We start from the raw sequence: 24,954 nt of genomic DNA on the forward strand, positions 1-24,954 counted from the left end.
GCCGCCGTGGACGTTCTCGCCGCTGTGACGTTTCTGACTCTGCCGGAAGTGCCGCCCGCCGTGTAACTAGTGGGGAAAAACCACGGGAGCACAGGACATGGGCGAACAGAAGCAATCGGCGCAACGGACGCTGCTCGGTGATCCCGGCCTGCCGGGGGCCGGGCTGTCGGTCGGCGTGGTGGTGTTGCTGGTACTGGCAGCGATGGCCGCGATGATCGGCTTCGTGCGCCTGCCCGATTCAATGCTGGGTGTTGGCCTTGTCGGCATTGCGGTGTTCCTTGCCGTCGGCGCACGCATCTGCCAGGCGCGCGACCAGCACCAGGCGTTGTATAGGCTGCTGGCGAGGCGTCCACCGCCATGAGGCGATTTGCGGTTTCGGCCCGGAGTGTGGCGCAAACCTCACTCCGTCGCGAGTGAAGGAGCCGGAGGGAACAAGCGCTGCATTACGCGATAGCCGTCCGCGTCGTTCATAAGCGTTTGGATGATTTCCGCACTACTGATACTGAATGGCTCATGCGATTTGATAAATGAGAACACGCGGATGGCAAGCACACTGCCGGCCAGATTGAACGTGCCATGCATCTCCGGCCTGAGGAAATCTGAAAACAACGTCGAGGCAGTAGCGGTCCCGAGTGCCTGCATGGCGCGGGAGGGCGTGCTGTGGTCCCAGAGCCAACGCCCATGTGCCGGGGAAAAGTGGCCGTTGTCGTCGTGGATCATGTAGCTCCAGTCGGGGCTCTCATACATCCAATCCGGTGGCGTGAGCAGTCTGCCGTCAGCCATTACCTCATGGGTGCTGGCCCAACCCATGAAGTTCACATTCGCATTCCTGTTCCAGGCCATGGCTCGTGCGCGCAGTGCGTGATAATCGAGCCGCTCATGGACCTCCCGCACAATCTGCGCTTGAGTGCACCCGTCGGCAACCGCCAGCAAGAATTCACCAAGCGGAATGCTCTGCGCATGCAGCTCCGTAAGATCCAGATAGGTACGCCCCAGAAGGGCCGGTGGAAGCGCTGTACGGGCATCGGCGCACAGGAGTACTGGCACGATCCGCACATTGGCCTCACCGTCCAGTGATTGCAGCAAGGACAGTTCGCGGTGTAGCCCAGAGCCAGGCCTTCCCATTGCCATGACGAAATCGCTGTCACACAGGCACAGCACCGTTAGCGGGCGCTCCTGTAATGCACGGTCGATCAGAACGTCGATGTTCTGACCGAAGCCAACGCTGTCCCGGTCCCAAAAGACCCGGTACTTCCAATCCAGGCTACTGACGATATCGCGACGGATCCATTCCTTGGTTTGGAGTTGCTCACCCCAAGCGTAAGAAATGAAGACCGACGCCTCTGGGCAGGGCGTTGTGTCCATCAGGTTGGCCTCATCGTGTTTTGCGGGGAACTCAGTGCTTCGGCCAGTCCAGCTCAACGACCAGCGGGAAGTGGTCGGAGGGCAGCACACCGCCGATGCGGCGGTCATCGGTCAGGAAGCTGCGCGCGTGGAAGCCACGTACCAGCACCCAGTCCAGCTCGGCGGTCGCCGTTCCTGTGAAGTTGTGGAAGGTCAGGCGCGGACCCTGCGGCGACTTGACCTGGCGACGGGTGTCCTGAAGCACCCGGGTGAAGGCCTGATAGGTGCCGCCGCCGGGCTCGCTGTTGAAATCACCGGTCAGTACCACCGGCAGGTCGGAAGGCAGCGCGGCCACGCGCGTGGCGATCAGTTCTGCACCCTTGATCCGCCGCGGTTCGTCCTCGTCGCGGTAGGGCAGGTGGGTGTTCATGAAGTAGAAGCGACGGCCATCATCCAGGCGACGGAACACTGCCCAGGTGACCATGCGCGGGAACAGGTTGCCCCAGCTGATGCTGCCTGCAACCTCGGGTGTATCGGACAGCCAGAAGTTACCGGACTGCTCCACTGCCAGCGCCTTGCTGTCGTAGAAAACGCCCATGTGCTCGTCGCCGCTGCCCCCGCGGCGGCCCTCGCCGAACCAGCGATAGTCGGGCAGATGCTCGGCCAGGTAGTTGGCCTGCTCCAGCACCAGCTCCTGGGTGCCGATCACCGCCGGATGCGCCTGCTGGATCACCTTGACCATGGCATCGCGGCGGTCTTCCCAGCGCTTGCCAGGGTCGGTGTCGGCAGGTGTGCGCACGTTGAATGACATGACCTTCAACGGTGCGGGTGAGGCTGCCCAGGTGACGGCGGGCAGAGCAAAAGCCAGGAGTGCGCAGAGCGCGGACGTGCGGAAGCGATACAACATCGTGGAATCCCTCCATTCCATGAAAGCGGTTTCATGGAGAATGCCATGGAAGGCAAGGGCAGCGGTATGCCGGGATGGGCGGCTGCAAGGGCCGGGCGGACGGCGTGCGACCGCCCGGCAGATGCCACTGGGCGATCAGGGGTCGTACATCATCCCGTTCTCGTCGCGGTTGTAGTGGTCGCTGGCCACGCGGGTGCCATCGTCATAGACCACGTACAGCGTGCAACGCTGATGGATGCCGAAGCCGGCACGGAAGGGCACGCACTCTTCCTGCAGGCCGACCTCTTCGGCGGCATTTGCCGGCGCTGAAGGCACCAGCGCGGCAAGCGCCAGCACGGCACCGAATGAACACGCGAACAGTTTCTTGTGCAGCATCATCGAACACGCTCCTTGTTGTCGTGGGTGCTACCAGACTCCATTGATGCAATGACTGCCGACCGCCGCTGGCAACAGCGTGCCGGCGCCACACCTGCAGCAGAACACAGGTGCGGTCCTGTGTAGCACGCAGCCTGCGTCGGCAGGAAGTGCCTGTCCTCTCAGCGACCGGCGAACGCATCCAGCAGGGTGCGCGCAGCCAGCTTGCCCAGCGCATTGCCCGCCAGCGGGCTGTCGCCGGTCAACAGCAGGCGGTCCTGCATCACGCTGCCATCGATGCCCTCATTGACGATCTGCACGCCCTGCTGGGCCAGGCGCTCACCGAAGAACCACGGCAGTTGACCAGGCATGTAGCCGATATCCGGGGTCTGCCGGTCCATCGCATCGGGGAAGGCGCAGATTCGATGACCGCGGAACAATGAACCGCCACCGGCTTCATCCACGCCGGCTGCCAGCAGCGCGGCAGGGCCGTGGCAGAGGGTGATGATGTGACGTTGATTGTCCACCGCCCACTGCAGGGTGGCCTTCACTGCGCGGCTTTCCGGCAGGCCGATCAATGCGCCGTGACCACCGGGAATGAACACCGCGGCATAGTCCGAACCGGCATCGAGGGCGGCCGCCACGTCGTCCAGGTGCAGAGGCTGGCGGAAGCGGGATTCGTAGCGTTCGTACAGGCCGCCGATCTCGCGGTCTTCGCGTGGGAACGCCCACCATTCAAACTTCACCGGGTTGCCCGACAGCGTCGCCACGTCGATCCCGAAACCGGCCTTGTGCAGGTGATACATCGGCAGCAGCGTCTCCACCGGATGGTTGCCGGTCGAGAACAGGTGGCCGTTGGCGGTCGGCAGATAGCGTTCGTCGGCGGCGATCATCAGCACTTTCCAGCGTCCGTCACGGCGGGCATCGGGATAGTCCGCGCCGGACAGATCGGTGGTTGCCGAAGTGAACTGGGACAGCGAGTACGGCGACGGGAAAAACGCATCGCGCTCGGCCGGATCGGGGCTGGGCTGACGGCTGGGTTCTGACGTGTTCATGCGGACCTCCTGCGGAAGAGAGTGGTCACCTTAGCCAGAGCGATGCGTACGCACGATGAGGGATTTCCCCCAATGCGATCAGGCAGGGTGCGCTTGCCGAACCCGCTGGTAGGCGTCGTCCAGCATTGCCAGGAAAGCCTGTCGCTGCGCGGCATCAAGCACCACCGCGCGTTCGAACGCATCCATGCTCGCACTCCAGTCCGCCAGTGTGTCGTCGTTGTAGAGGGCCTGATGCCGTTCCCATGCTCCGCCTGCCTTCAGGTACAGCCACTTGTCGAACAAGTGCAGCGGGCTGCCGTTGTCCAGTCGCAGGGGGCGGGTGGTCCTGGTGTGGGCCAGCACGCTGCGCAGCGCAGGTGAATCGTGAAGCTGGCCTGCCCAGACGTGGTTGCCAAGATGTTGCTCGGCAAAGCGCAGGATCGCTTGGTGATCATCCTCCAACCCGGCCTCGTAGAGTGCCTGCGGCACCCGCAGGTGCCGGCGATCGAACAGCCACTTCAGTACCAGCGTTGCCGCCTGCGGGGTGGTGTTGTGTTCATTGCCAGGGTCGAAATCATGATGGCCGATGAACTCGCGGTCCTCATGAAGATTGATCTGGATGGTGCCCACGCGCTGCCTGCGCTTGCAGAACCAGAGCTTGATGTCGACGTCCCCGGTAAGCGGCTTTTCAAAGTAGACGGTGTCGCCGAATTCTTCCAGCCGGCCGTTGAAGTACGCCAGGCAGTCCTGGAGTGTGGCTGCTGGCTGCACGTATCCGTCTCAGAAGCCTTCGGGCTTTGGTGGATTGCCCTTGGGCCGGCGACTGAACAGGGTGGCGGACTTGAAGTGGCTCAGCAGGCTGCCACGCACTCCGACGGTGGGCGGATAGAAGCGATCATTGATGATGTCGAAGGCAAAGTAGAACTCCATGTCGTGGAGCTTGTCCTTGACCGATTTCTGCCCCTGGTTCGCGCTGATCGTGGTCGGGGGCTTGCCGATACCGTGCTGCGCGAACCATGCCTGCAGATGAGCATCCGAGCCCTTGCTGCCGAGCAGCTCGACCAGTGTTGAGATATGCATTCCATTGCCTCGTTGTCGGTGGCCCGGACGGGAAAGCGCGGGCCATGGTTGCTGTAAGTCGTGCGCTACTTCGCCGGCAGAGGATGAGCCTCCATGTCCTCATGCAGGATGCGGCGAAGTTCGACGATGGCCGGCGTGGCTTCCTGCACGCTGTGACCGGACACGATCACCTTTTCCGAGACGGCCTTCGGCAGGTGCGAGCTCCAGTAAGGAACCAGTCCATCGTCGGTCTTTTCCAGTGGACCTTCGGCCTGGGTCCGCGCGATGATCGAGTGGTAACGCACCTTCGGCGATATCGGCAGATCCGCCACGGCCTTGACGAAGGCATCGTCCTTGTCCAGGTTCTGGATGCTGTTCATCTGGTAGCCGTGCTTGTCATCGTTGCGCTCGACCTTGCCGTCGTTTGCCAATGTCGCGACATCCTCCAGCACGGTCAGCGGCAGGCGCACGAAGCGGCCGAGCCAGCGCCCCAGGCGCGTGCCGGCAACATCGGTGCCGCGATGGGGGGTAGCGATGAACACCACCCGTGAGATCTCCGGTTCCGGCTGGAATGTCAGCACCGGCGCGCCCTTCGTACGCAGCAGTTCGCGCTGCGCCGGAGTCATCTGCGCAGTCGCCAGCAGGGTGTCGACCAGATGGTCGCCGGAGGAGGACACCATCAGCCGCGAAATCACCCCGCCCATGCTGTGCGCGACCACCACCATGTCGTGCGATGCGAGCGCCTTGCCGGTTGGGTCGAAGTGCTGCAGTGCCTCGTGCAGGATCCGCCGGATCTCATCGTGGCTGAGGGCGATCGGCATGTTGGTCGGGTAGTAGAACTGCCAGATCTGGAAGTCGCCGCGGATCTCATCGTCACGCATCAGTTCGTTGGCCACGTTGACCCACGCCTCCGGGCTGCTGGCCAGGCCATGGATCATCAGCAGCACGCGGCGGTCCGGATCGTACGGCTGCATCATGAACAGATGCGGCTTGTCGATGCCGCCCTTGCCGCCGAACAGCGTCCGCAGCGATTGCCGGCTGAAGTTGGAGCGGGCCAGCCACAGCGCGTAACCGGCGGTGAAGTTCGCCGCCAGTGGCACCTGTTCGCCGTGCAGTTCCACCACCGCTACCTGGTAGGGGTCGTGGATCTCCAGTTCCGGCTCGTCGTCGTGCAGCACTTCCCACAGGTTGTTGCCGGAAAAACGCAGCAGCACGGTCATCGACGGCGACGGCATCTCGCTCCAGTCGCGCTCGGCCGTCGTTGCGGTACCAGCGGCGGCGGCCGCCAGGCCGGTGCTGGCCGGGTCTGCCATCACCGCCACCAGTTCGGCGCCGAAGCCATCGCGGCGATGCACGCTGCGCAGGGTGCCGGTGAAGGACATCGATGCGGCCGGTACCAGTTCCAGCGGCTCGCGGGTGTCCGCTGCCGGGCCATCGTCGGCAGGCGCCAGTACGAAGGTCCAGCGTCCCAGCTGGAACCGCCCGTTGTCGTTGCGCACCTGCTTGCTCGAATAGGCTTCGAACAGCAGCACGGCTGATTCCTGCACGGCCAGGTTGTAATAGTCGCGCACCTGGGTCTGGCGGTCTTCGAAACCACGCTGGTTGGCGGTGCGTTCGGTGAAGAACAGATATGCATAGGATTGCCGCGCGATCTGCATCCACGCATCCAAGCGCGGCTGGAAGGTCGGGTCAGGCGGGGCGGTCGCGGCCTTGCTGCGGGCCACCGACGCCGACTCGCGCTTCGGCGCCGGCATCGTCATCGCGTACTGCACCCACAGTTCGGCCAGCGCCGAGCGCTTGTCTTCCTCGCGGACGACGATGCTGCCCTCCATCGCCTCGATGCAGGGCAGGCCGGGCTTGGCACAGGCGCCCTCGTCCAGGCCTGCCACGCGCAGGGTCTCCATGGTGGCCGCGCTGAGCTTGCCGCTGGTGAGGATGTCACCGCGCTTGAGCGCGATGTACTGGCCCGGTGTGACCGTGCCCACCTGCACCGATGGGCCGAACTGGCGCAGCGTCGCGCACCCGCTGAGGGTCAGCAGGGCAATGAGGACGAAGGTGGAGCGGATGACGCCGATGCCTGTTCTTTCCATGTGAACTCCCTGCGCTGGCGCCACTCTAGCGGCAGGCGTGTCAACGCGGAAGCAGGCCTGCGGTAGCTCCATGCCGGCCGATGTGCGGACCGGGCATCGGCATGTGACACTGGCTCGGAGATCCGATGCCGGGACGGCCGATGCGATTGCTGGAAACCCGTGTTCCCCCACCTCTTGTAATGCTGCTGTGCGGTCTGCTCGGTCTCGGCCTCAGCCGCTGGCTGCCCGCAGCGGAATTGCCCACGCCATGGTGGGCTGCGGTGGCGGTGATGGCCGCGGGGCTGTTAATGAACCTATTGCCCAAGTTGGCCTTCCAGCGTGCGGGTACCACGGTCAATCCGATGCGGCCGGCATCATCCTCGGCGCTGATCACCAGAGGGGTCTACCGCTATACGCGAAACCCCATGTATCTGGGGCAAGCGGCGTTCCTGCTCGGAGGCATGCTGTATCTGCAGAACCTCCCGGCACTCGCAGTGGTGCCGATGTTTGTCCTGTACATCACGCGCTTTCAGATCCATCCGGAAGAGCGCGTTCTTGGCGAGCGTTTCGGCGCCCAGTACAAAGCGTTCCGGCAGCAGGTCCGGCGTTGGTTATAGCGCCCGGGCTGGCTCTTCAGTCGAACATCGGTCCGGTCACGGATGGATCTGGCAGGTCACCGAGGCCGAGTAGCCCTCGTAGTCGTCAGCGGCGCCGACATGCAGGGTGTGACGGGCGTCGGTCTGCTTGATGTACGACGGTTCCTCCGTCTGCGCGGCATCATCGACGGTGGTCACCGACCACCCATGCGCCAGACGCGTGTGGTCGACGTTGTTCAGGTATACGTGCAGGCTCTTGTGGACATTTGACACGCTCACATCCGCGCTGGCCACGGTTCCACCGAACAGCGCCACCGGCTTGCCCTTGGGCTCGAACACGCTGCCGGGGTCGCGGCTCAGGCCGGCGGCATGGAATGCCTGCTCCACCTGCGCTTCAGTGAAATCGGAACCCGCCTTGCAGGCCAGCAGGGCTTCCAGTGCGGTGGTGCTGGTTGCCGGAGGTGCGGCAACAGCGGCGGTTGTCAAGGGCAGGCCCAGCATCAGGGCGATAAGCGGCTTGTTCATTGCAGATCCTTCTGTATGTCGCGGAGCAGCGGAGGCGCCGGCACCAAGTCCGGGAAGACAGCCTGAAGTGTGGGGCAGGGCAGCGTTGTCGACTAGGCCCCCTCGCTGGGCTGCCAAGCGATTCTCCGATCAAGGCATCCAAGGCCAGTTGCGCCCATTGGCGGACCTCTTCCAACGGATGCTGCAGCTCAGCCCGCAGGGACGGGCTGACCGTGCTGTCGCCTGATTCGCCGAGCAGTTCCAGCAGCTTTCCGCGTGAGTAACCATCATCCACCGCCGGCAGCCGGGCAAGCAGGTGCGGTACCGCAATGGCCGCGGCCGGGCGAGGACCCCAGTAGGCGTCTTCGAAGGTTGCCGGATCCTGATCCAGGATCTGGTCGAGCCAGGAGACAACGTCGATTCTGTCGAGATCCATGGCAGCCCCTCCCGTAGCCAAGGATTACACCATCTGAACGCCAGAGGCGTCGGTTTCCACTGTGATCATTTCCACCAGTGCCCATAGGCCGGTGAACAGCACGCCGATCAAGAGCCAGCCCAACAACAGCGTGATCAGTAGTTGGCAGACCGCGCGTCCGTGGTAACCAGCATAGAAGTTGTGCACGCCGAAAATGCCCAGGAACAAGGCGAGCAGGATGTAGATGGCACGGTTCCTGGCGATAGGCGTGGATTGCGATACCGGTGCCGCATAGACAGCGTCGCTTGGCTGCTGAGTGGCCGGTGGGGCAGCTGCATCGCAGGTCGGGCAGAGCGCCGTATCGCTGCGTGCCTTGCAGTTGCATTCGGAGCTGTTCATCAACGGCACGGTGCTTCTCCTTGTCGAGGCAGCGGTTCTGGACCGGATGCGGCCAACAAAAAAGCCAGACCCCAATCGACGGGAGATCTGGCTTTTCGTGCCCCGAAGGGCGGTACAAATGGTGGAGGTGGGCGGAATTGAACCGCCGTCCGAAGGCACTCCATCCCCAGCACTACATGCTTAGCTCACCGTTGAATCTCATCCCCGAGCAGCACGGTGTGCAAAGCGCACCCGGGAACCAGCCTGTTGTGTTCTTGTGCCGGACTGACAGGCAGCCGCCCAGCGCGATTCCATGATAATGACTCTACGCTGCGAGCATGGACACAAGCAGTTTCGAGGCTCCGCCTAAGTCGGCAGAAGGTCACGCACCGCAGTTTTTAGGCTGCGAGAGCGACCGGAGCGTAGTTGTCGTCGTTGGCAACTAGAGTTTTGCAGCTGGATTTACGAGGAAAGCTACCCCCTCGGCATGCGCCAGGCGACTTCACAACCCCCGTCGAAACCAATGCACCCCCGGTTTCTTCAAGTACTGCAAGGTGCGAGGCCTGTTCCGTGTCGCCACGATCAGTACCTGCCTAACACCGCACATGCTACGCCAAAAAGCCTGAACAGTCACCCGGCTCGCCCAACCGTCGCCACGTCAATCCGCAACATGTTGTAGAGCGTCCGTCATAGCGGATTGCTAACGTCGTGGGCACGAATTTGCGACACACTGGCTACGACCATTCCAGCCAGAACAGATACGGAGACGGCCGGTGACCGAAGCAATGCAACAGCGCAGCCTGCGTCAGCTGGTTGGCCCGGTAGGGGCCGATTACCAGCGGCGGGCACTGCCGCCCGGCTGGGTCTGGGCGGTGCTGGCGGTGTTGTTGGCTGCAACCTGGGCAACCGAGTTGCCGGCCACGGCTGCAGCTGCGCTGATCGCCAGTGCGGTGGTGGTGCATTGGCCTCGGCGTGGCCGCTTCCATTGGCTGGGCTGGCGGCTGCCGGCCCTGGCGGTACTGGCCGCACTCCTGTGGGGTCCGGATGTGCTGTCACAGTGGTTCGAACATGGCCTGGCCTTGACCCTGATGTCGCTGGCCAGTCTCAGTATTGGCGTGCACGTGTGGCAGTCGCGGCAACTGGCGCGGCAGCTGCAGGCCTCCGCCGACGCGCTGGACGACGCCCAGTTGCTGGCCCTGCTGCCCGTCGACGCCGCGCGGCTGGCGCAGCAGTGGCGTGCCGGTGATGATCGCCATGCCCCGGAGCTGTCGGTGGTGATGCACCTGGCGGTGATGCACGCGGCGCTGTCACCGCGTCTGCGCGGGCAGGGCATGCTGGCGGGTTGAGTCGTTGCCCGTAACGGTGGGCGATGCCCCGCGCTGGGGCAGTCTGGCGCAGTCCTTCGAAAGCCGACGGAGGTGCCGTGGGCTAAAGGCCTGGCAGCACCTTGCGCAGATAGATCCGCTCGTGGCCCGGCGGGCAGTCGGGGAGCCGCCCGAACACTTCATAGCCCTGTCGCAGGTAGAAGTGTTCGGCCTGCCAGTCGAAGGTGTCGAGCATCACCCCGCACGCACCAACGTCACGGGCCTGGGTCTCGGCATCCGCCAACAGGCGCTGGCCGATGCCACGCCCGCGAAGTTCCGGGTCGACCCACAGGACATGCACCTGCAGCCAACCTGCGCAGACATCGGCAAGCAGTCCGCCCCGCAGTTCACCTTTTTCATCGCGCCAAGCCAGTCGGACCGGCACGTCTTCGAAGTTGAAGCCGCTGCTGGCGCGGTTGAACGCAGACAACCGCGCGCACAGCTCACGCGCGTCTTCAGCATTGGCCGCCGCAGGAGCGTCGGCGCGCTCCATCAGGCGTCGCGGTTGCCGCGACGCATTACCCGCTGCTTCTCGATCGCCCAGTCACGATCCTTGGCGGCATCGCGCTTGTCGTGGGTCTGCTTGCCCTTGGCCAGCGCCACTTCCAGCTTGATCTTGTTCTTGCTCCAGTACATGGCGGTGGGCACGATCGTGTAGCCATCACGCTCGACCTTGCCAACCAGCTTGTCGATCTCGCTCCGGTGCAGCAGCAGCTTGCGCTCGCGCCGGTCGTTGGCCACCACGTGGGTGGAGGCCTGGATCAGCGGGGTGATCTGCGCGCCGATCAGGAAGATCTCGCCGTCCTTCACATAGGCGTAGGCGTCGACGATGTTGCCGCGGCCAGCGCGGATCGACTTCACTTCCCAGCCCTGCAGGGCCAGGCCGGCTTCGAAGCGGTCTTCGATGTGGTACTCGTGACGGGCACGCTTGTTCAACGCGATGGTCTTGTTGGCCGTCGCGCTCTTTGCTTTATCCTTGCCGGTGTTCTTGCTCATTTCCGTATTGTCTCCGATTCGGGCACGCCCGGTCGATTGCCGAAGCGTCCTGTATTCATGCCTACTATCCGCCGCAGTGCCCTGGTCGAACATTCGGCCGCGCGCATGTTCGATCTGGTCAACGACGTCCAGGCCTATCCGCGCCGCTTCCGCTGGTGCTCCGACGCCCGCATCCTCGAGCAGGGCGAAGACCGGCTGGTTGCTCGCCTGGACCTGGGCCTGGGTTCGTTCAGCACCTGGTTCCAGACCGAAAACACCCTGCAACGCCCGCACAGCATCGACATGCAGCTGCGCGAGGGGCCGTTCAAGCAACTGCACGGCCGCTGGGAATTCCACGCCCTGGCGGAAGATGCCTGCAAGGTCACCCTCACCCTGGACTTCGAGCCGAGTTCACGCCTGCTGGGTCCGGCGCTGGCCATCGGCTTCCAGGGATTGGCCGATCGCATGGTCAACGATTTCGTCCGCGTCGCCGACGAGGGCTGAACGATGATCGAGGTCGAGGTCGTGCTGGCCTGGCCACACCAGGTGCTGTCGCGCCGGCTGCAGCTGGAGGAGGGGGCGACCGTGGCTGATGCCGTGGCAGCGGCCCGGCTCGAAGGCAGTGCCGACTGTCCTGCCGCCGCCGTGCATGGCGTACTGGCGCAGCCGCATCAGGTGCTGCTGGATGGTGATCGTGTGGAGCTGCTGCGTGGCCTGCAGGCCGACCCGAAGGACAACCGCCGGCGACGCGCGCGCGGCGGTTGATCTCCAAGGCCCGTCCGGAGGACGGGCAGGGTGGCTCAGCGGCCGCCCTTCTTCTTCTTGTCCTTCGGCAGATTGCGGCCGAACTGGCGCACGGTCTGCTGGGCAAGGGCCTTGTCGTTGGCCGGGAAGTAATCGCCTTCCCAGCGGGTGACCACATCATTTTCGAAGTACACGACGAAATTCTTCACGTCGGTACGGCCCAGGCGGTTCACGCGCTCGGTCGAGGTGTAGTCCCAACGCTGGGCGTGGAACGGATCCGGCACCGACGGGGTGCCCAGCAGGGCAGTGACCTGCTGCTTGCTCTGCCCGACCTGCAGTTTGGCAACGGCATCTTCCCGGATCAGGTTGCCCTGGTAGATGGGTTGCTTATAGATGATGCCGCACCCGGTGGTGGACAAGGCGACGGCGGCGACCAACAGGAGATTGCGCATCGGGACTGGCGGTTGGGGAAATCAATCCGATGATACACTCCCGGCGTGCCACCGCGACCCAATCCGAGGCAGCTGGCGCTAAATCGCCAATGAACGGAGACCTATGGAAACCCACGACCTGCGTAAAGTCGGCCTGAAGGTGACCCATCCGCGGATGCGGATCCTGGCGCTGCTCGAGCAGCGCAATGCCCAGCACCACATGACCGCCGAAGACATCTACCGCCAGCTGCTGGAGCATGGCGACGAGATCGGCCTGGCCACGGTGTACCGGGTGCTGACCCAGTTCGAGGCCGCCGGCCTCGTGCTCAAGCACAATTTCGAAGGCGGCCAGGCCGTCTACGAACTCGACCGCGGCGGCCACCACGACCACATGGTCGATGTGGACAGCGGCAAGATCATCGAGTTCGAAAGCACCGAGATCGAAGACCTGCAGCGCAAGATCGCGGCCGATCACGGCTACGAGCTGGAAGAACACTCGCTGGTGCTGTACGTGCGCAAGAAGCGCAAGTAAGCCCCGCAGCCAGCTGATTGCGACGAAACCCCGGGCATGCCCGGGGTTTTTGTTGCCCGTCGCCGTCGCGATCTGCCTCGACGGCGTCTGCGGATGGTACGACTCAGGGGAATTGTGCGGAATGATGGGGGGCGAGAATGAGTAGCGTTGGACGGTTGGCTGCACTGGCCGTGTTGGCGGTGGATCGCCTCTCGCAGCTGTCGACAGCCGAGCTGGAGGACCATCTGTCCGCCGACTATCTGGACGAGACCTCTGGTCACGCCGTGCCCTACGGCAGTGTGTTCGGCGAGGCGGCGCAGGCGTTCCTGCTGCGGCATTTCGTCGAGGTGGTCCTTCTAGGGGTCTCAAACGAGGCCCTTGAGGCGCATTTGTCCGCATGTATGGGGCGGCCTGTGGCCGTGGTCGGCAATGAGCCGCCGCTGGAGGCCTGCCCCTGCTGCGGGTTTCTGACCCTCTCCCAGCTTGGTCAATATGACATCTGCCCTGTCTGCACCTGGGAGGACGACGGCATAGGCGCGCACGACCAATCTCGCTACAGCGCCCCCAACCGTGCCTCGTTGCAGGACTTTCGGTTACGCGTCAGAGACCGGATCGACAGTCGAGGGCGTTGGTACAGGCGGGTGCGGATGCCAGATGGACGACGGGATTGAGGCGCCGTGCCGCGCGCGCTGGATATCAAGGGTGCATCAGAATCTGCTCCAGATCCACCGCCTCGGCCATCGCCCGGTTCCCCGCATCGCCCGGGTGCAGGTGGTCGCCGGAGTCGTAGGCAGCCGCCATCCGTGACGGATCGGCAGGATCGCGCAGGGCCGCGTCGAGGTCGATCACCGCGTCGAACGGGCTGTCCGTGCGCAGCCAGGCGTTGAGCTGCTGGCGCAGGGTGTCCTTGTCCGCGGCGTAGTAGTCGTCCAGCGGGGTGCCGGGCAGGGCGCCGGCAAACGGGGTCAGGGTCGCGCCGAGGATGCGCAGGCCGCGTGCGTGGGCGCGCTGGGCCAGGTCGCGGTAGCCGGCCTGCAGCTCGGCCAGGCTGGGCCGGGCCTGCGCGCGGGCAAAGGCCGTGCCCGGCCAGCTGATGTCGTTGACGCCGATCAGCACGATCACACTGGCGACACCGGGCTGGTCGAGCACGTCACGCTGGAAACGCTTGCGGGCCGATTCGCCCATGCCATCGCGCAGCAGGCGACCGCCGGATATGCCGGCATTGACCACCGCTACACCTTCTGGTGCCAGCCGCGCGGCGAGGTGATCGGTCCAGCGCTGGTCCTGGTCGAGGCTGGCGGTGGCGCCATCGGTGATTGAATCGCCGATCACCACCACGCTGCGCGCGATGGCCGGGGCCTCGACGTCGATGGCCGACAGGAGCAGGCGGGCCGTGGTGCTGCTGGCGTCCCGCAGCGCGGGCCGTTGATGCTGGTCGCCTGGCGCAATCCAACTGGTCTGTCGCCCTTCCCAATGGAAGGTCTGCAGCGGCGTGCGGTCGGGCAGGTAAACGCTGACCTGCACCGTCTGCCGATCAGCGATGGGAAGGGGGAGCGGATCGCTCAGGCGGTCCTGCCCGGGCGCAATCACGACCCCGGGCTGGCCGTCGAAGCGCAGCGGCTGCGGCGTGTCCCCCGTATGGGCGGCGATGCTGGCAGCGCCGATCCGCAAAGGTTGGGTGCCGTAGGCGTTGCTCAGGCGGATCCGCAGGCGCGACCCGCCCAGACTGATGCGAACGCTCTGGCGGAAGGTCTGGTCCTGCAGTTGGCCGGGAATGAGGGTAGGAAACAGGAAATCGCTGCTCCACACCGGCTGCGGACTGGCTTGCCAGCTGGCGACCCAGTGCGGGGCAGGTGACGCGGCGGCGGCGCCGGACAGGGCAAGCAGGGCTGTAGCGGTCAGTTGGCTCAGGCGATTCATCGGGAAGACCCGGCGGGAGGGGCGACCATGGTGCGTCCAGGGTTATCTGTGACCTAGACTGCGCATGGACAATCATCTGTGAATCGAATTCATTGACATGGCACGCACCGACATCAACCGATCCGGCGAACTGGAAGTGTTCGTGCGGGTGATCGAAACCGGCGGCTTTTCCGCCGCCGCCCGCAGCCTGGAGATGACGCCGTCGGCGGTCAGCAAGCTGGTTGCACGGCTGGAGCAGCGGCTGGGTACGCGCTTGCTGCAGCGTTCCACCCGCCAGTTGCAGCTGACCCCGGAGGGCTGCGCGTTCTATGAGCGCGGCCTGCGGGTGCTGGCCGATCTGGAAGAGGCCGAACGCTGCGCCAGCGCCCACGCCGAGCCGCGTGGGCGGCTGCGGGTCAATGCCAACGTGCCGTTCGGCCAGCACTTCCTGCTGCCGCTGCTGCCGGAATTCCTGCAGCGCCATCCGCAGGTCGGTGTGGACCTGACCCTGACCGACGAGGTGATCGATCTGCTGGAGCAGCGCACCGACGTGGCGGTACGGGCCGGCCCGTTGAAGAGTTCCAGCCTGGTCGCGCGCCGGCTGGGTGCAACGCGGATGATGATCGTGGCGGCACCGGCCTATGCGGCACGACACGGACTGCCGGGCAATGGCGACGCGCTGCTGGCGCACAACCGGTTGGATATCGGCCATGCACGGTCGGTGCAGGGCTGGCCGCTGCTGCAGGATGGCCAGCAGTTGCGGGTGCTGCCGAGCGGGAATGCGCGCGCCAGCAATGGCGACGCGCTGCGTCAGCTGGTGCTGGGTGGGCTGGGCCTGGCCCGGCTGGCGGCGTTCCAGGTGCAGGCCGACATCGCGGCAGGCCGGTTGCTGCCGGTGCTGGAGGACGCCAACCCGGGCGACCTGGAAGAGGTGCACGCGGTGTTCCTGGGGCAGGGGGGCTACCTGCCGCTGCGGGTGCGCGCGTTCCTTGATTTCCTGGTGGAGAACGTCGACCTGACGCAGCCGCGGGGGTAGTGCCGGCCGCTGGCCGGCAGCGTCATGACCTTCGTCCACGTGCGGTGGGTTGCCGGCCAGCGGCCGGCACTACCAGGTCTCAGGCCTGCAGTAGATCCACGCCATGCGTGGATGAATGCCCGCGATTCAAGCGCGCCAACAGGCGTGCAGGGGCCTACACCTGCAGTAGCTTGCGCGCGGCGGCGCGGGCTTCCTTGCTCACTTCCACGCCACCCAGCATGCGCGCCAGCTCTTCCTCGCGGGCCTTTGCGTCGAGCTTCTCCACTGCGCTCTGGGTCATGCCTTCCACCGGTGCCTTGCTGACCCGGTAATGGGCGTGGCCCTTGGAGGCAACCTGCGGCAGATGGGTCACGCACAGCACCTGGCGCTTTTCGCCGAGGGCGCGCAGCTTCTGGCCGACGATATCGGCCACCGCGCCACCGATGCCGGAGTCGACTTCGTCGAACACCATGGTCGGCACTGCATCCAGGTCGAGCGCGGCTACTTCGATGGCCAGCGAAATACGTGACAGCTCGCCACCGGAAGCGACCTTGCGCAGCGCACGCGGTGGCTGGCCCGCATTGGCAGCCACAAGGAATTCGACGCGCTCGGCGCCCTGCGGGTCCGGCTTGCCGTTGTCCTGCGGCTCCAGCTCGATCAGGAACTGGCCGCCGCCCATGCCCAGCTCGGCGATGATGCCGGTGGTGGTGGCCGACAGCTCGGCAGCAGCGGTGCGGCGGCTGGTGGTCAGTGCTGCAGCCTCGACACGCCAAGCCGCTGCGGCCTTCTCAATTTCGCCGGCCAGACGCTGCAGGCGCTCGTCGGCGCCACGCAGCTGTTCCACTTCGGCGTGCATGCGCTCACGCTGCGCACCCAGCTCATCCATCGGCACGCGGTGCTTGCGAGCCAGGTCGTGCAGGCGGCCGATGCGGCGCTCGTTCTCCTCGAACTGGTCCGGATCGGCGTCCAGGTCGTCATGCACCCGGTCGAGCAGGGCCAGGGCCTCGTGCAGCTGGATGGAGGCGCTGTCGATCAGGGCATCGACGTCGCCCAGGCGCGGGTCATGTTCGGCCACCCTGGCCAGTTCATGCCGCACCTGCTGCAGCTGATCCAGCGCCGAGTGGCCTTCGTCGCCGTTGAGCTGGTCCGAAGCTGCCTGGCAGGCGGCCAACAGGGCGCTGGCATGCGCCTGACGGCGATGGCTGGCGCCGAGCGCGGTGATCGACTCCGGCTCCAGATCCTCACGGTCCAGTTCGCGCAGCTGGTGTTCGAGGAAGCCGATGCGGTCACTCACGTCGCCCTGTTGCGACAGTGCCAGGGATTCATCGACCAGCGCCTGCCAGGTGGCGGCAGCGCGGCGCACCTGGCGGCGTTCGCTTTCGTTGCGGGCATAGGCGTCCAGCAGGGCCAGCTGCGACGGGCGCGTCAGCAGGGCCTGCTGCTCATGCTGGCCATGGATCTCCACCAGCAGGCCGGCGAGGTCGGCCAGCTGCGCCAGGGTGACCGGGCGGCCGTTGATCCACGAGCGCGAGCCGCCGTCGGCGCGGATCACGCGGCGCAGCTGGCATTGGTCTTCATCGTCCAGCTCATTGCTGGCCAGCCACTGGCGGGCGGCCTGCAGCTGGTCCAGCGCGAATTCGGCCGACAGTTCGGCCCGGGCCGCGCCATGGCGGACCACGCCGCTGTCGGCGCGCAGGCCGGACAGGAAGCCCAGGGCGTCGACCATCAGCGATTTGCCCGCGCCGGTCTCGCCTGAAACCACGGTCATGCCCGGCCCGAACTCCAGTTCGGTGGCGCGGACGACGGCGAAATCCTTGATTGAAAGATGTCTGAGCATGGGTAAGGGGGTGTCTGCAGCCGCGCAACGCTAGCACGCGCGGCGGGGTCGTCCAATGACTTGCCAAGGGGATGCGTCGCCATTATCTAATGTCCCTGTCTCACAGGTTGATTCCATGCACGGTTCTCCCGACCAACTTGCCCCGCGCGCGCGGCACCTGCTGCGCACGCTGATCGCGCGCTACATCCAGGATGGCGAGCCCGTGGGTTCGCAGACGCTGGCGCGCGTGGCCGGTCTGGAGGTCAGTCCGGCCACCATCCGCAACATCCTCGGTGACCTGGAAGACCTGGGCCTGCTGGCCTCGCCGCATACGTCGGCGGGCCGGATTCCGACCGCGCATGGCTACCGGGTGTTCGTCGACAGCCTGTTGCAGATGCAGCCGCCGGGCGAAGGGGAGCTGGCCCGACTGCGTCAGGAGCTGGCCGGAGGCGGCAGTACGCAGGCGCTGCTCGGCAGTGCGTCGGAGCTGCTGTCGGCGATGAGCCACTTCGTTGGCGTGGTCAGCGCGCCGCGCCGCGAGCAGTTCGCCTTCCGCCAGATCGATTTCGTGGCGCTGGACGGGCGCCGGGTGCTGGCGATCCTGGTGTTTGCCGACAATGAAGTGCAGAACCGGGTGATCGAGACGCGCCAGGACTTCGCACCGGGGCAGCTGGAGCAGGTGGCCAACTACCTCAATGCCCACTTTGCCGGGCTGCCCCTGGCCGAGATCCGTACCCGCCTGCTGCTGGAGCTGCGCGATGCGCGTTCCGAGCTGGAACAAGTGCTGGCGCACAGCGTCGAGCTGGCCGAGCAGGCCTTGCAGCCGCCGGCCGACGACATGCTGGTGGCCGGCCAGACGCGTCTGATGGGGGTGCAGGACCTGTCCGACCTGGAGCGCCTGCGCGAGCTGTTCGAGCTGTTTTCCAGCAAGCGCGAGATCCTGCAGCTGCTGGAGCGGACCATCCAGGCCCCCGGCGTGCGCATCTTCATCGGCGAGGAAACCGGCGTGGTACCCCTGCAGGGCGTCTCGCTGGTCACCGCGCCGTACACCGCCAACGGCCAGGTACTGGGCGTGCTGGGCGTGATCGGGCCGAAGCGGATGGCCTACGACCGGATGATTCCGCTGGTCCAGGCCACCGCCGATGTGCTCGGCGCGGCCTTTTCGCCGGGCGGGCGAACTCCGGGTGCATCGGACGCTTGAAACGCAGCATCCCGCCCACACTAGGGTGGGTGGAGGCGGAGAGTGACCGCCAGGGACCCAGACATGAATCAAGATCAGCCAGACATCGCCGCCCAGCAGGCCGCCGCCGACGCAGCTGCCGCCGAGGGCGTCAACGAACAGATCGAACAGCTCCGTGCCGAAGTGGAGCAGGTCAAGGCCGAAGCGCTGCGTGAGCGCGCCGACCTCGACAACCAGCGCAAGCGTGTGGCCCGCGACATCGAACAGGCGCGCAAGTTCGCCAACGAGAAGCTGCTGGGCGAACTGCTGCCGGTATTCGACAGCCTCGATGCCGGCCTCAAGGCCGCCGGCGACGATGCCCATCCGCTTCGCGAGGGCCTGGAGCTGACCTACAAGCAGCTGTTGAAGGTCGCTGGTGACAACGGCCTGGTGCTGCTGGACCCGACCGGGCAGCCGTTCAACCCGGAACACCACCAGGCGATCAGCCAGGTCGCTGCCCCCGGCGCCGCCCCGGGCAGCGTGGTGACCGTGTTCCAGAAGGGCTACCTGCTCAACGAGCGCCTGCTGCGGCCGGCGCTGGTGGTGGTTGCCGCCGATTGACCGCGGGCGCCGGGCCTGGCCTGGCGCGGGTTTTCCCGCCGCGACCGGGGCATCGGCACGACCGACGCTGAACGTGTTGGGCGAACGGAAACACAGCGTTCGGGGGATGGCTTGAATGTTCCACGAGCCTCCCCCACATCCCATTCATCCACCGGCCGAACGGCCGGACTGACAAAAACAACATCCTTCAAGGAGTCTCCCCCATGGGCAAGATCATTGGTATCGACCTCGGCACCACCAACTCGTGCGTGGCGATCATGGACGGCGGCAAGGCCCGCGTCATCGAAAATTCGGAAGGCGATCGCACCACCCCGTCGATCGTCGCCTACACCAAGGACGGCGAAGTCCTGGTCGGTGCCTCGGCCAAGCGCCAGGCCGTGACCAACCCGAAGAACACCTTCTACGCGGTGAAGCGCCTGATCGGCCGCAAGTTCACCGACGCCGAAGTGCAGAAGGACATCGCGCACGTCCCGTACAGCATCCTGGCCCATGACAATGGCGATGCCTGGGTGGCCACCAGCGATGCCAAGAAGATGGCGCCGCAGGAAATCTCGGCCAAGGTGCTGGAGAAGATGAAGAAGACCGCCGAGGACTTCCTCGGTGAGAAGGTCACCGAAGCGGTCATCACCGTGCCGGCCTACTTCAACGACAGCCAGCGCCAGGCAACCAAGGACGCTGGCCGCATCGCCGGCCTGGACGTCAAGCGCATCATCAACGAGCCGACTGCGGCCGCGCTGGCCTATGGCCTGGACAAGGGCGACAACAAGGATCGCAAGATCGTTGTGTACGACCTGGGCGGCGGCACCTTCGACGTTTCGGTGATCGAGATCGCCAATGTCGACGGCGAGAAGCAGTTCGAAGTGCTGGCCACCAACGGCGACACCTTCCTGGGTGGCGAAGACTTCGACAACCGCGTCATCGAGTACCTGGTTGAAGAGTTCAACAAGGACCAGGGCATCGACCTGCGCAAGGATCCGCTGGCCCTGCAGCGCCTGAAGGATGCTGCCGAGCGCGCCAAGATCGAACTGTCCAGCGCCCAGCAGACCGAAGTGAACCTGCCGTACGTCACCGCCGACGCGTCGGGTCCGAAGCACCTGAACATCAAGCTGACCCGCGCCAAGCTGGAGTCGCTGGTGGAAGAGCTGATCAAGAAGTCGATCGAGCCGTGCCGCGTCGCCCTGAACGATGCCGGCCTGCGTTCGAGCGACATCAGCGAAGTGATCCTGGTCGGCGGCCAGACCCGCATGCCGAAGGTGCAGCAGGCTGTCACCGAGTTCTTCGGCAAGGAACCGCGCAAGGACGTCAACCCGGACGAAGCCGTGGCACTGGGTGCTGCGATCCAGGGCGGCGTGCTCGGCGGCGACGTCAAGGATGTGCTGCTGCTGGACGTGACCCCGCTGTCGCTGGGCATCGAAACCATGGGCGGTGTGTTCACCAAGATCATCGAAAAGAACACCACCATCCCGACAAAGGCCTCGCAGGTGTTCTCCACCGCCGAGGACAACCAGTCGGCCGTGACCGTGCACGTGCTGCAGGGTGAGCGCGAGCAGGCCCGCTTCAACAAGTCGCTGGCCAAGTTCGACCTGTCCGGCATCGAGCCGGCCCCGCGCGGCCTGCCGCAGGTGGAAGTGTCCTTCGACATCGACGCCAACGGCATCCTGCACGTGTCGGCCAAGGACAAGAAGACCAACAAGGAACAGAAGGTCGAGATCAAGGCCGGTTCGGGTCTGTCCGAGGAAGAGATCGCACGCATGGTCGCCGACGCGGAAGCCAACCGCGAAGAAGACAAGAAGTTCCAGGAGCTGGTGCAGGCCCGCAACCAGGCCGATGCCCTGATCCACGGCACCCGCAGCGCGATCACCGAGCACGGCAGCAAGGTCGGTGGCGAAGTGATCGGCAAGGTCGAAGCGGCCCTGGCCGATCTGGAAACCGCGATGAAGGGTGACGACAAGGCGCAGATCGAAGCCAAGTCGAAGGTGCTGGAAGAAGCTGGCCAGTCGCTGTTCGCTGCGGCTTCGGCCGACCAGGGCGGTGCCGCCCCGGGTGCCGACGCCGGCAATGCGGGCAAGGCGCAGGATGACGTGGTGGACGCCGAGTTCACCGAAGTCAAGGACGACAAGAAGTCCTGATCCGGACCGACACGGGACGCTGGTTGCCAGCGTCCCGTTGTCGTACCAGGGTCCTGACCGCCCTCTGGCGTGTCGGGGCGCCCGACGCAAGAGCGGACCTGGTTCCGCTCTTCCGCTTTGACGAATCCCGACTTTCCGGAATGCGATCCACGATATGAGCAAGCGCGATTACTACGAAGTGCTGGGCGTTGCCCGCACCGCCACCGACGAAGAACTGAAGAAGTCCTACCGCCGTTGCGCGATGAAGTTCCACCCGGACCGCAACCCGGGTGATGCGGCGGCCGAAGCCTCCTTCAAGGAGTGCAAGGAAGCCTACGAAGTACTGTCCGACGGCAACAAGCGCCGCATGTACGACAGCCATGGCCACGCCGCGTTCGAACACGGCATGGGCGGTGGTGGCGGTGGTCCGGGCGGCCCGGACATGAACGATATTTTCGGCGACATCTTCGGCAACATCTTTGGTGGTGCCGGCGGTGGTGGCCCGCGCCAGGCGCGTCGCGGCGCCGACATCGGTTACGTGATGGAGCTGGACCTGGAAGAAGCGGTGCGTGGCGTCGAGCGCCGCATCGAGATTCCGACCCTGGCCGAATGCGGCGACTGCGATGGCAGCGGCTCGGAAGACGGCAAGGTCGAGACCTGCAACGTCTGCCATGGTCGTGGCCAGGTGCGCATCCAGCGCGGCATCTTCGCCATGCAGCAGGCCTGCCACAACTGTGGTGGCCGTGGCCAGATCATCGCCAAGCCCTGCAAGACCTGCCACGGCAACGGCCGTGTCGAAGAAGACAAGGTGCTGTCGGTGAAGGTGCCGGCGGGCGTGGATACCGGCGACCGCATCCGCCTGGCGGGTGAGGGCGAGGCCGGCCCTGCGGGGACGCCACCGGGCGATCTGTACGTGGAAGTGCGCGTGCGCGAGCACCACATCTTCCAGCGCGACGGCGACGACCTGCACTGCGAAGTGCCGATCCGCATTTCGCAGGCCGCACTGGGCGATACCGTGCGCGTGGCCACCCTCGGTGGTGAAGCGGAAATCCGTATCCCGGCCGAGACCCAGACCGGCAAGCTGTTCCGCCTGCGCGGCAAGGGCGTGCGTTCGGTACGCAGCCGCAGCGAGGGCGACCTGTACTGCCGCGTGGTGGTGGAGACCCCGGTCAACCTCACCAGCGACCAGCGCAAGCTGTTGGAGCAGTTCGAAGCCACCTTCAACGGCGAGGATGCGCGCAAGCATTCGCCGAAGTCGGCGACCTTCATCGACGGCGTCAAGGGCTTCTGGGATCGGATGACGTCCTGATCCCTTGAGGGAAATGTTGAACGACAGCGCCGGGCCATGCCCGGCGTTTTCGTTTCCGGCGCAGCAGATCCGCGCCATGCGTGGACGCGGTGCAACGGATCAACGGAAGAATGCCGCCGGCGTCTGCCCCAGCTGACGCTTGAACATGCTGGTGAATGCACTGGGGCTGTCGTAGCCCATCGCCAGCGCAACATCGATCACCTTTTCGCCGCGGGCCAGCCGTTCCATCGCGGCCAGCAGGCGCGCCTGTTGCCGCCACTGCCCGAAGGTCATGCCCAGTTCGCTGGCGAAGTGGCGCTGGATGGTTTTCACGTCGATCGCCAACGCCTGCGCCCAGTCCTGCAGGGTCGCCTCGTCGCCGGGATGTTTCTGGATGTGTTGGCAGATCCTGTGCAGGCGCGGGTCGACGGGCTCGGGCAGGTGCAACGGCAGTACGTCCATGCGGTGCAGTTCGTCGAGCATCAGCCGCACCACGCGGCCATCGCGGCTGTCTTCTTCATGCGGTCCGTCGATCAGGATGGCTGCCTGCAGCAGTTCGCGCAGCAGGGGGGCCACCTGCACGGCGAAGGGCTCGGCGGGCAGCTGCGGGGCGAATGACGGTTCGATGTACAGGCTGCGCATGTGCACCTCGGCGATGCAGTCCACCGCATGCGCCATGCCCGCCGGCATCCAGATGGCGCGGGTGGAGGGCACCACCCAGCGGCCGACCTCCGAGCGCACCACCATCAGCCCGGACATGGAATAGACCAGCTGGTGCCGTCGGTGCTTGTGCGCCGCGATGTGGGTGCCGGCGCGGTAGTCGCGTGCGCGGCAGGTGACCGGGCGATGCACCGGTACCTCGTTCCACGGCGCGGTTTCGCGGACGGGGCAGGGGGTGTCCTTTTTGCGATAGGCCATGACCAGAACGCGGCAGAAGGGAGCGGATGCCCACCGTAGCATGCACGGCTCGCCCCCATCCTGACCGTGCGCAATGTCGACTCTGGCTTCTCCCGCCGTATCCGCCCGCCCCGTATCGCCAGGAGTGCTAGCGGCCATCTCCAGCTCGCACATGGTCAACGACATGATGCAGTCGCTGATCCTGGCCATCTATCCGGTGATCAAGGGCGGCTTCAATCTCAGCTTCACCCAGATCGGCCTGATCACGCTGACCTACCAGCTCACCGCCTCGATCTTCCAGCCGCTGGTCGGCCTTGCCACCGACCGCCGGCCGGCCCCGTACTCGCTGCCGATCGGCATGGCCTCGACCTTGTGCGGCATGCTGCTGCTCGGCTTTGCGCCCAACTACGCGATGGTGCTGCTGGCCGCCGCGCTGGTCGGCATCGGTTCGGCCATCTTCCATCCGGAAGCCTCGCGCATCGCACGTCTCGCCTCCGGCGGCCGTCATGGCCTGGCGCAGTCGGTGTTCCAGGTGGGAGGCAACTTCGGCACGGCGCTGGGGCCGTTGATCGCCGCAGCGGTGATCGTGCCCTATGGCCAGCATTCCGCATCTTGGTTTGCCGGTGCAGCGTTGATCGGCATTGCCCTGCTGACCTATGTCGGTCGCTGGTACTCGCTGCATCTGGGTGCGCCCCGGCCAGCAGCACACGGTGTGACTGCCGCGCGCCATCCGCCGCGCACGATCGCCCGGGTGCTGGCCATCCTGCTGGTGCTGATCTTCAGCAAGTATTTCTACATGGCCAGCATCGGCAGCTACTTCACCTTCTACCTGATGCATCATTTCGGCATTCCGGTGGCGCAGGCGCAGCTGCATCTGTTCGCCTTCCTGGTGGCGTCCGCCGCGGGTGGATTCTTCGGCGGTCCGCTGGGCGATCGTATCGGTCGCAAGCCGATCATCTGGGCCTCGATCCTGGGCGTGGCACCGTTCGCGCTGATGCTGCCGCATGCCGACCTGCTGTGGACGACGGTGCTGGCGGTGCTGATCGGCTTCGTGCTGTCTTCGGCCTTCTCGGCGATCGTGGTCTATGCGCAGGAAATGATGCCGCACCGCATTGGCATGGTGTCCGGGTTGTTCTTTGGCTTTGCCTTCGGCATGGGCGGCCTCGGCGCAGCGGTGCTCGGTCTGCTGGCTGACAAGACCAGCATCGAATTCGTCTACCAGCTGACCGCGTTCCTGCCGTTGCTGGGCATCGTCGCGGCCTGGCTGCCGCCGTCAAGGCCTACTGCGCACTGAGGGGTGTTCTTCGGCAGGGCTGCGCCCTGCACCTGCAGAGGCCAGATCAACGGCAACGGCAACGGCAACGGCAACGGCAAAAGCGTGCATTTCGTGGGATGGCGGGGTGGGTCCGGTTGCGGGGGACGCTGCAAGTACGTCCCTGTAAGCTCGGTCGCGCCATCCATGGCGC

At 65.4% G+C, this 24,954-nt stretch carries 28 protein-coding genes and 1 other RNA gene; 13 read left to right on the forward strand and 16 right to left on the reverse strand.

Annotated features, from left to right (window positions below; genetic code table 11):
- The first annotated feature begins 97 nt into the window (after positions 1–97).
- Positions 98–361 carry a hypothetical protein gene (locus tag AC07UW_RS19590; RefSeq protein WP_223494839.1) on the forward strand — a complete coding sequence of 88 codons (264 nt, stop codon included), beginning with the start codon at positions 98–100 and terminating at the stop codon, positions 359–361.
- A 38-nt stretch (positions 362–399) separates the two neighbouring features.
- On the opposite strand, the gene AC07UW_RS19595 is transcribed toward AC07UW_RS19590, so the two are convergent.
- The 7 genes from AC07UW_RS19595 to AC07UW_RS19625 all read right to left on the reverse strand — a co-directional run bounded on the left by AC07UW_RS19595 (position 400) and on the right by AC07UW_RS19625 (position 6,788).
- Positions 400–1,365 carry a toll/interleukin-1 receptor domain-containing protein gene (locus AC07UW_RS19595; RefSeq protein ID WP_223494840.1) on the reverse strand — a complete coding sequence of 322 codons (966 nt, stop codon included), beginning with the start codon at positions 1,363–1,365 and terminating at the stop codon, positions 400–402.
- Positions 1,366–1,396: 31 nt separating this feature from the next.
- On the reverse strand, positions 1,397–2,251 hold the full coding sequence (locus AC07UW_RS19600) for an endonuclease/exonuclease/phosphatase family protein (protein ID WP_223494841.1): 855 nt from the start codon (positions 2,249–2,251) through the stop codon (positions 1,397–1,399).
- 135 nt (positions 2,252–2,386) lie between these two features.
- Positions 2,387–2,629 (reverse strand): hypothetical protein, encoded by a 243-nt coding sequence (locus AC07UW_RS19605; RefSeq protein WP_025878849.1) that lies wholly within the window; start codon positions 2,627–2,629, stop codon positions 2,387–2,389.
- Positions 2,630–2,787: 158 nt separating this feature from the next.
- A complete protein-coding gene (gene hchA / locus AC07UW_RS19610; RefSeq protein WP_223494842.1) occupies positions 2,788–3,660 on the reverse strand; it encodes a glyoxalase III HchA in 873 nt (290 codons plus the stop codon).
- 78 nt (positions 3,661–3,738) lie between these two features.
- A complete protein-coding gene (locus tag AC07UW_RS19615; protein WP_495212691.1) occupies positions 3,739–4,410 on the reverse strand; it encodes a hypothetical protein in 672 nt (223 codons plus the stop codon).
- Between the two features lie 9 nt (positions 4,411–4,419).
- Positions 4,420–4,719: a hypothetical protein gene (locus tag AC07UW_RS19620; protein WP_495212692.1), complete on the reverse strand. Its 300-nt coding sequence runs from the start codon at positions 4,717–4,719 to the stop codon at positions 4,420–4,422.
- Between the two features lie 65 nt (positions 4,720–4,784).
- Positions 4,785–6,788, reverse strand: coding sequence for an esterase/lipase family protein (locus tag AC07UW_RS19625; protein WP_223494844.1), 2,004 nt, complete (start codon positions 6,786–6,788; stop codon positions 4,785–4,787).
- Positions 6,789–6,928: 140 nt separating this feature from the next.
- Between AC07UW_RS19625 and AC07UW_RS19630 the strand changes: the two genes are divergently transcribed.
- On the forward strand, positions 6,929–7,384 hold the full coding sequence (locus AC07UW_RS19630) for a methyltransferase family protein (protein ID WP_223494845.1): 456 nt from the start codon (positions 6,929–6,931) through the stop codon (positions 7,382–7,384).
- Positions 7,385–7,420: 36 nt separating this feature from the next.
- On the opposite strand, the gene AC07UW_RS19635 is transcribed toward AC07UW_RS19630, so the two are convergent.
- The 3 genes from AC07UW_RS19635 to ssrA all read right to left on the reverse strand — a co-directional run bounded on the left by AC07UW_RS19635 (position 7,421) and on the right by ssrA (position 9,193).
- Positions 7,421–7,888: a hypothetical protein gene (locus AC07UW_RS19635; RefSeq protein WP_495212693.1), complete on the reverse strand. Its 468-nt coding sequence runs from the start codon at positions 7,886–7,888 to the stop codon at positions 7,421–7,423.
- 439 nt (positions 7,889–8,327) lie between these two features.
- Complete coding sequence (locus AC07UW_RS19640) at positions 8,328–8,681, reverse strand: TM2 domain-containing protein (protein WP_336032735.1); 354 nt, start codon at positions 8,679–8,681, stop codon at positions 8,328–8,330.
- Between the two features lie 119 nt (positions 8,682–8,800).
- Positions 8,801–9,193, reverse strand: a transfer-messenger RNA (tmRNA) gene (gene ssrA, locus AC07UW_RS19645).
- A 240-nt stretch (positions 9,194–9,433) separates the two neighbouring features.
- Between ssrA and AC07UW_RS19650 the strand changes: the two genes are divergently transcribed.
- Positions 9,434–10,006: a hypothetical protein gene (locus AC07UW_RS19650; RefSeq protein ID WP_025878859.1), complete on the forward strand. Its 573-nt coding sequence runs from the start codon at positions 9,434–9,436 to the stop codon at positions 10,004–10,006.
- A gap of 82 nt (positions 10,007–10,088) precedes the next feature.
- Here the strand turns inward: AC07UW_RS19650 and AC07UW_RS19655 are convergent, their stop codons facing one another.
- Positions 10,089–10,517, reverse strand: coding sequence for a GNAT family N-acetyltransferase (locus tag AC07UW_RS19655; protein ID WP_223494853.1), 429 nt, complete (start codon positions 10,515–10,517; stop codon positions 10,089–10,091).
- Complete coding sequence (smpB, locus tag AC07UW_RS19660) at positions 10,517–11,020, reverse strand: SsrA-binding protein SmpB (protein WP_025878861.1); 504 nt, start codon at positions 11,018–11,020, stop codon at positions 10,517–10,519. The genes AC07UW_RS19655 and smpB overlap by 1 nt, the downstream gene beginning before the upstream one ends.
- Positions 11,021–11,077: 57 nt before the next feature.
- On the opposite strand from smpB, the gene AC07UW_RS19665 reads away from it, so the two are divergent.
- Both AC07UW_RS19665 and AC07UW_RS19670 read left to right on the forward strand, forming a co-directional pair.
- Positions 11,078–11,503 carry a type II toxin-antitoxin system RatA family toxin gene (locus AC07UW_RS19665; RefSeq protein ID WP_025878862.1) on the forward strand — a complete coding sequence of 142 codons (426 nt, stop codon included), beginning with the start codon at positions 11,078–11,080 and terminating at the stop codon, positions 11,501–11,503.
- 3 nt (positions 11,504–11,506) lie between these two features.
- Positions 11,507–11,764, forward strand: coding sequence for an RnfH family protein (locus AC07UW_RS19670; RefSeq protein WP_032977653.1), 258 nt, complete (start codon positions 11,507–11,509; stop codon positions 11,762–11,764).
- A gap of 35 nt (positions 11,765–11,799) precedes the next feature.
- Here the strand turns inward: AC07UW_RS19670 and AC07UW_RS19675 are convergent, their stop codons facing one another.
- Positions 11,800–12,195, reverse strand: a complete 396-nt coding sequence (locus AC07UW_RS19675; protein WP_032977650.1) for an outer membrane protein assembly factor BamE — start codon at positions 12,193–12,195, stop codon at positions 11,800–11,802.
- Between the two features lie 103 nt (positions 12,196–12,298).
- Here AC07UW_RS19675 and fur point away from each other — a divergent pair, with 103 nt between their 5' ends.
- Positions 12,299–12,706, forward strand: coding sequence for a ferric iron uptake transcriptional regulator (fur, locus tag AC07UW_RS19680; RefSeq protein WP_025878865.1), 408 nt, complete (start codon positions 12,299–12,301; stop codon positions 12,704–12,706).
- Positions 12,707–12,843: 137 nt separating this feature from the next.
- Positions 12,844–13,356 carry a CPCC family cysteine-rich protein gene (locus AC07UW_RS19685; RefSeq protein WP_223494854.1) on the forward strand — a complete coding sequence of 171 codons (513 nt, stop codon included), beginning with the start codon at positions 12,844–12,846 and terminating at the stop codon, positions 13,354–13,356.
- A 25-nt stretch (positions 13,357–13,381) separates the two neighbouring features.
- Here AC07UW_RS19685 and AC07UW_RS19690 read toward each other — a convergent pair whose 3' ends face one another.
- Positions 13,382–14,605: an SGNH/GDSL hydrolase family protein gene (locus AC07UW_RS19690; RefSeq protein WP_495212694.1), complete on the reverse strand. Its 1,224-nt coding sequence runs from the start codon at positions 14,603–14,605 to the stop codon at positions 13,382–13,384.
- Between the two features lie 97 nt (positions 14,606–14,702).
- Between AC07UW_RS19690 and AC07UW_RS19695 the strand changes: the two genes are divergently transcribed.
- Positions 14,703–15,620 carry a LysR family transcriptional regulator gene (locus AC07UW_RS19695; RefSeq protein ID WP_495212695.1) on the forward strand — a complete coding sequence of 306 codons (918 nt, stop codon included), beginning with the start codon at positions 14,703–14,705 and terminating at the stop codon, positions 15,618–15,620.
- 154 nt (positions 15,621–15,774) lie between these two features.
- Here AC07UW_RS19695 and recN read toward each other — a convergent pair whose 3' ends face one another.
- A complete protein-coding gene (gene recN / locus AC07UW_RS19700; protein ID WP_495212696.1) occupies positions 15,775–17,436 on the reverse strand; it encodes a DNA repair protein RecN in 1,662 nt (553 codons plus the stop codon).
- A 115-nt stretch (positions 17,437–17,551) separates the two neighbouring features.
- Between recN and hrcA the strand changes: the two genes are divergently transcribed.
- The 4 genes from hrcA to dnaJ all read left to right on the forward strand — a co-directional run bounded on the left by hrcA (position 17,552) and on the right by dnaJ (position 22,612).
- Positions 17,552–18,616: a heat-inducible transcriptional repressor HrcA gene (gene hrcA / locus AC07UW_RS19705; RefSeq protein ID WP_025878869.1), complete on the forward strand. Its 1,065-nt coding sequence runs from the start codon at positions 17,552–17,554 to the stop codon at positions 18,614–18,616.
- Positions 18,617–18,679: 63 nt separating this feature from the next.
- Positions 18,680–19,195: a nucleotide exchange factor GrpE gene (grpE, locus tag AC07UW_RS19710; protein WP_025878870.1), complete on the forward strand. Its 516-nt coding sequence runs from the start codon at positions 18,680–18,682 to the stop codon at positions 19,193–19,195.
- Positions 19,196–19,398: 203 nt separating this feature from the next.
- Positions 19,399–21,324 carry a molecular chaperone DnaK gene (dnaK, locus tag AC07UW_RS19715; protein ID WP_099820185.1) on the forward strand — a complete coding sequence of 642 codons (1,926 nt, stop codon included), beginning with the start codon at positions 19,399–19,401 and terminating at the stop codon, positions 21,322–21,324.
- Positions 21,325–21,478: 154 nt separating this feature from the next.
- Positions 21,479–22,612 carry a molecular chaperone DnaJ gene (dnaJ, locus tag AC07UW_RS19720; RefSeq protein WP_025878872.1) on the forward strand — a complete coding sequence of 378 codons (1,134 nt, stop codon included), beginning with the start codon at positions 21,479–21,481 and terminating at the stop codon, positions 22,610–22,612.
- A gap of 99 nt (positions 22,613–22,711) precedes the next feature.
- On the opposite strand, the gene AC07UW_RS19725 is transcribed toward dnaJ, so the two are convergent.
- On the reverse strand, positions 22,712–23,509 hold the full coding sequence (locus AC07UW_RS19725; RefSeq protein ID WP_093819924.1) for an AraC family transcriptional regulator: 798 nt from the start codon (positions 23,507–23,509) through the stop codon (positions 22,712–22,714).
- A gap of 73 nt (positions 23,510–23,582) precedes the next feature.
- Between AC07UW_RS19725 and AC07UW_RS19730 the strand changes: the two genes are divergently transcribed.
- The gene (locus AC07UW_RS19730) at positions 23,583–24,782 is read left to right on the forward strand and encodes an MFS transporter (protein ID WP_025878874.1); all 1,200 of its coding nucleotides are present in this window, start codon (positions 23,583–23,585) and stop codon (positions 24,780–24,782) included.
- The last annotated feature ends 172 nt before the right edge of the window (positions 24,783–24,954 follow it).

The sequence above is a fragment of the Stenotrophomonas sp. GW821-FHT02D01 genome (genome assembly GCF_059421765.1).

What these genes read in the sequence shown, in the direction of transcription:
- AC07UW_RS19590 (WP_223494839.1), top strand. Translation starts at nt 98, where the DNA reads ATGGGCGAACAGAAGCAATCGGCGCAACGGACGCTGCTCGGTGATCCC.
- AC07UW_RS19595 (WP_223494840.1), bottom strand. Translation starts at nt 1,365, where the DNA reads ATGGACACAACGCCCTGCCCAGAGGCGTCGGTCTTCATTTCTTACGCT.
- AC07UW_RS19600 (WP_223494841.1), bottom strand. Translation starts at nt 2,251, where the DNA reads ATGTTGTATCGCTTCCGCACGTCCGCGCTCTGCGCACTCCTGGCTTTT.
- AC07UW_RS19605 (WP_025878849.1), bottom strand. Translation starts at nt 2,629, where the DNA reads ATGATGCTGCACAAGAAACTGTTCGCGTGTTCATTCGGTGCCGTGCTG.
- hchA (WP_223494842.1), bottom strand. Translation starts at nt 3,660, where the DNA reads ATGAACACGTCAGAACCCAGCCGTCAGCCCAGCCCCGATCCGGCCGAG.
- AC07UW_RS19620 (WP_495212692.1), bottom strand. Translation starts at nt 4,719, where the DNA reads ATGCATATCTCAACACTGGTCGAGCTGCTCGGCAGCAAGGGCTCGGAT.
- AC07UW_RS19625 (WP_223494844.1), bottom strand. Translation starts at nt 6,788, where the DNA reads ATGGAAAGAACAGGCATCGGCGTCATCCGCTCCACCTTCGTCCTCATT.
- AC07UW_RS19630 (WP_223494845.1), top strand. Translation starts at nt 6,929, where the DNA reads ATGCGATTGCTGGAAACCCGTGTTCCCCCACCTCTTGTAATGCTGCTG.
- AC07UW_RS19635 (WP_495212693.1), bottom strand. Translation starts at nt 7,888, where the DNA reads ATGAACAAGCCGCTTATCGCCCTGATGCTGGGCCTGCCCTTGACAACC.
- AC07UW_RS19640 (WP_336032735.1), bottom strand. Translation starts at nt 8,681, where the DNA reads ATGAACAGCTCCGAATGCAACTGCAAGGCACGCAGCGATACGGCGCTC.
- AC07UW_RS19655 (WP_223494853.1), bottom strand. Translation starts at nt 10,517, where the DNA reads ATGGAGCGCGCCGACGCTCCTGCGGCGGCCAATGCTGAAGACGCGCGT.
- smpB (WP_025878861.1), bottom strand. Translation starts at nt 11,020, where the DNA reads ATGAGCAAGAACACCGGCAAGGATAAAGCAAAGAGCGCGACGGCCAAC.
- AC07UW_RS19665 (WP_025878862.1), top strand. Translation starts at nt 11,078, where the DNA reads ATGCCTACTATCCGCCGCAGTGCCCTGGTCGAACATTCGGCCGCGCGC.
- AC07UW_RS19670 (WP_032977653.1), top strand. Translation starts at nt 11,507, where the DNA reads ATGATCGAGGTCGAGGTCGTGCTGGCCTGGCCACACCAGGTGCTGTCG.
- AC07UW_RS19675 (WP_032977650.1), bottom strand. Translation starts at nt 12,195, where the DNA reads ATGCGCAATCTCCTGTTGGTCGCCGCCGTCGCCTTGTCCACCACCGGG.
- fur (WP_025878865.1), top strand. Translation starts at nt 12,299, where the DNA reads ATGGAAACCCACGACCTGCGTAAAGTCGGCCTGAAGGTGACCCATCCG.
- AC07UW_RS19685 (WP_223494854.1), top strand. Translation starts at nt 12,844, where the DNA reads ATGAGTAGCGTTGGACGGTTGGCTGCACTGGCCGTGTTGGCGGTGGAT.
- AC07UW_RS19690 (WP_495212694.1), bottom strand. Translation starts at nt 14,605, where the DNA reads ATGAATCGCCTGAGCCAACTGACCGCTACAGCCCTGCTTGCCCTGTCC.
- AC07UW_RS19695 (WP_495212695.1), top strand. Translation starts at nt 14,703, where the DNA reads ATGGCACGCACCGACATCAACCGATCCGGCGAACTGGAAGTGTTCGTG.
- recN (WP_495212696.1), bottom strand. Translation starts at nt 17,436, where the DNA reads ATGCTCAGACATCTTTCAATCAAGGATTTCGCCGTCGTCCGCGCCACC.
- hrcA (WP_025878869.1), top strand. Translation starts at nt 17,552, where the DNA reads ATGCACGGTTCTCCCGACCAACTTGCCCCGCGCGCGCGGCACCTGCTG.
- grpE (WP_025878870.1), top strand. Translation starts at nt 18,680, where the DNA reads ATGAATCAAGATCAGCCAGACATCGCCGCCCAGCAGGCCGCCGCCGAC.
- dnaK (WP_099820185.1), top strand. Translation starts at nt 19,399, where the DNA reads ATGGGCAAGATCATTGGTATCGACCTCGGCACCACCAACTCGTGCGTG.
- dnaJ (WP_025878872.1), top strand. Translation starts at nt 21,479, where the DNA reads ATGAGCAAGCGCGATTACTACGAAGTGCTGGGCGTTGCCCGCACCGCC.
- AC07UW_RS19725 (WP_093819924.1), bottom strand. Translation starts at nt 23,509, where the DNA reads ATGGCCTATCGCAAAAAGGACACCCCCTGCCCCGTCCGCGAAACCGCG.
- AC07UW_RS19730 (WP_025878874.1), top strand. Translation starts at nt 23,583, where the DNA reads ATGTCGACTCTGGCTTCTCCCGCCGTATCCGCCCGCCCCGTATCGCCA.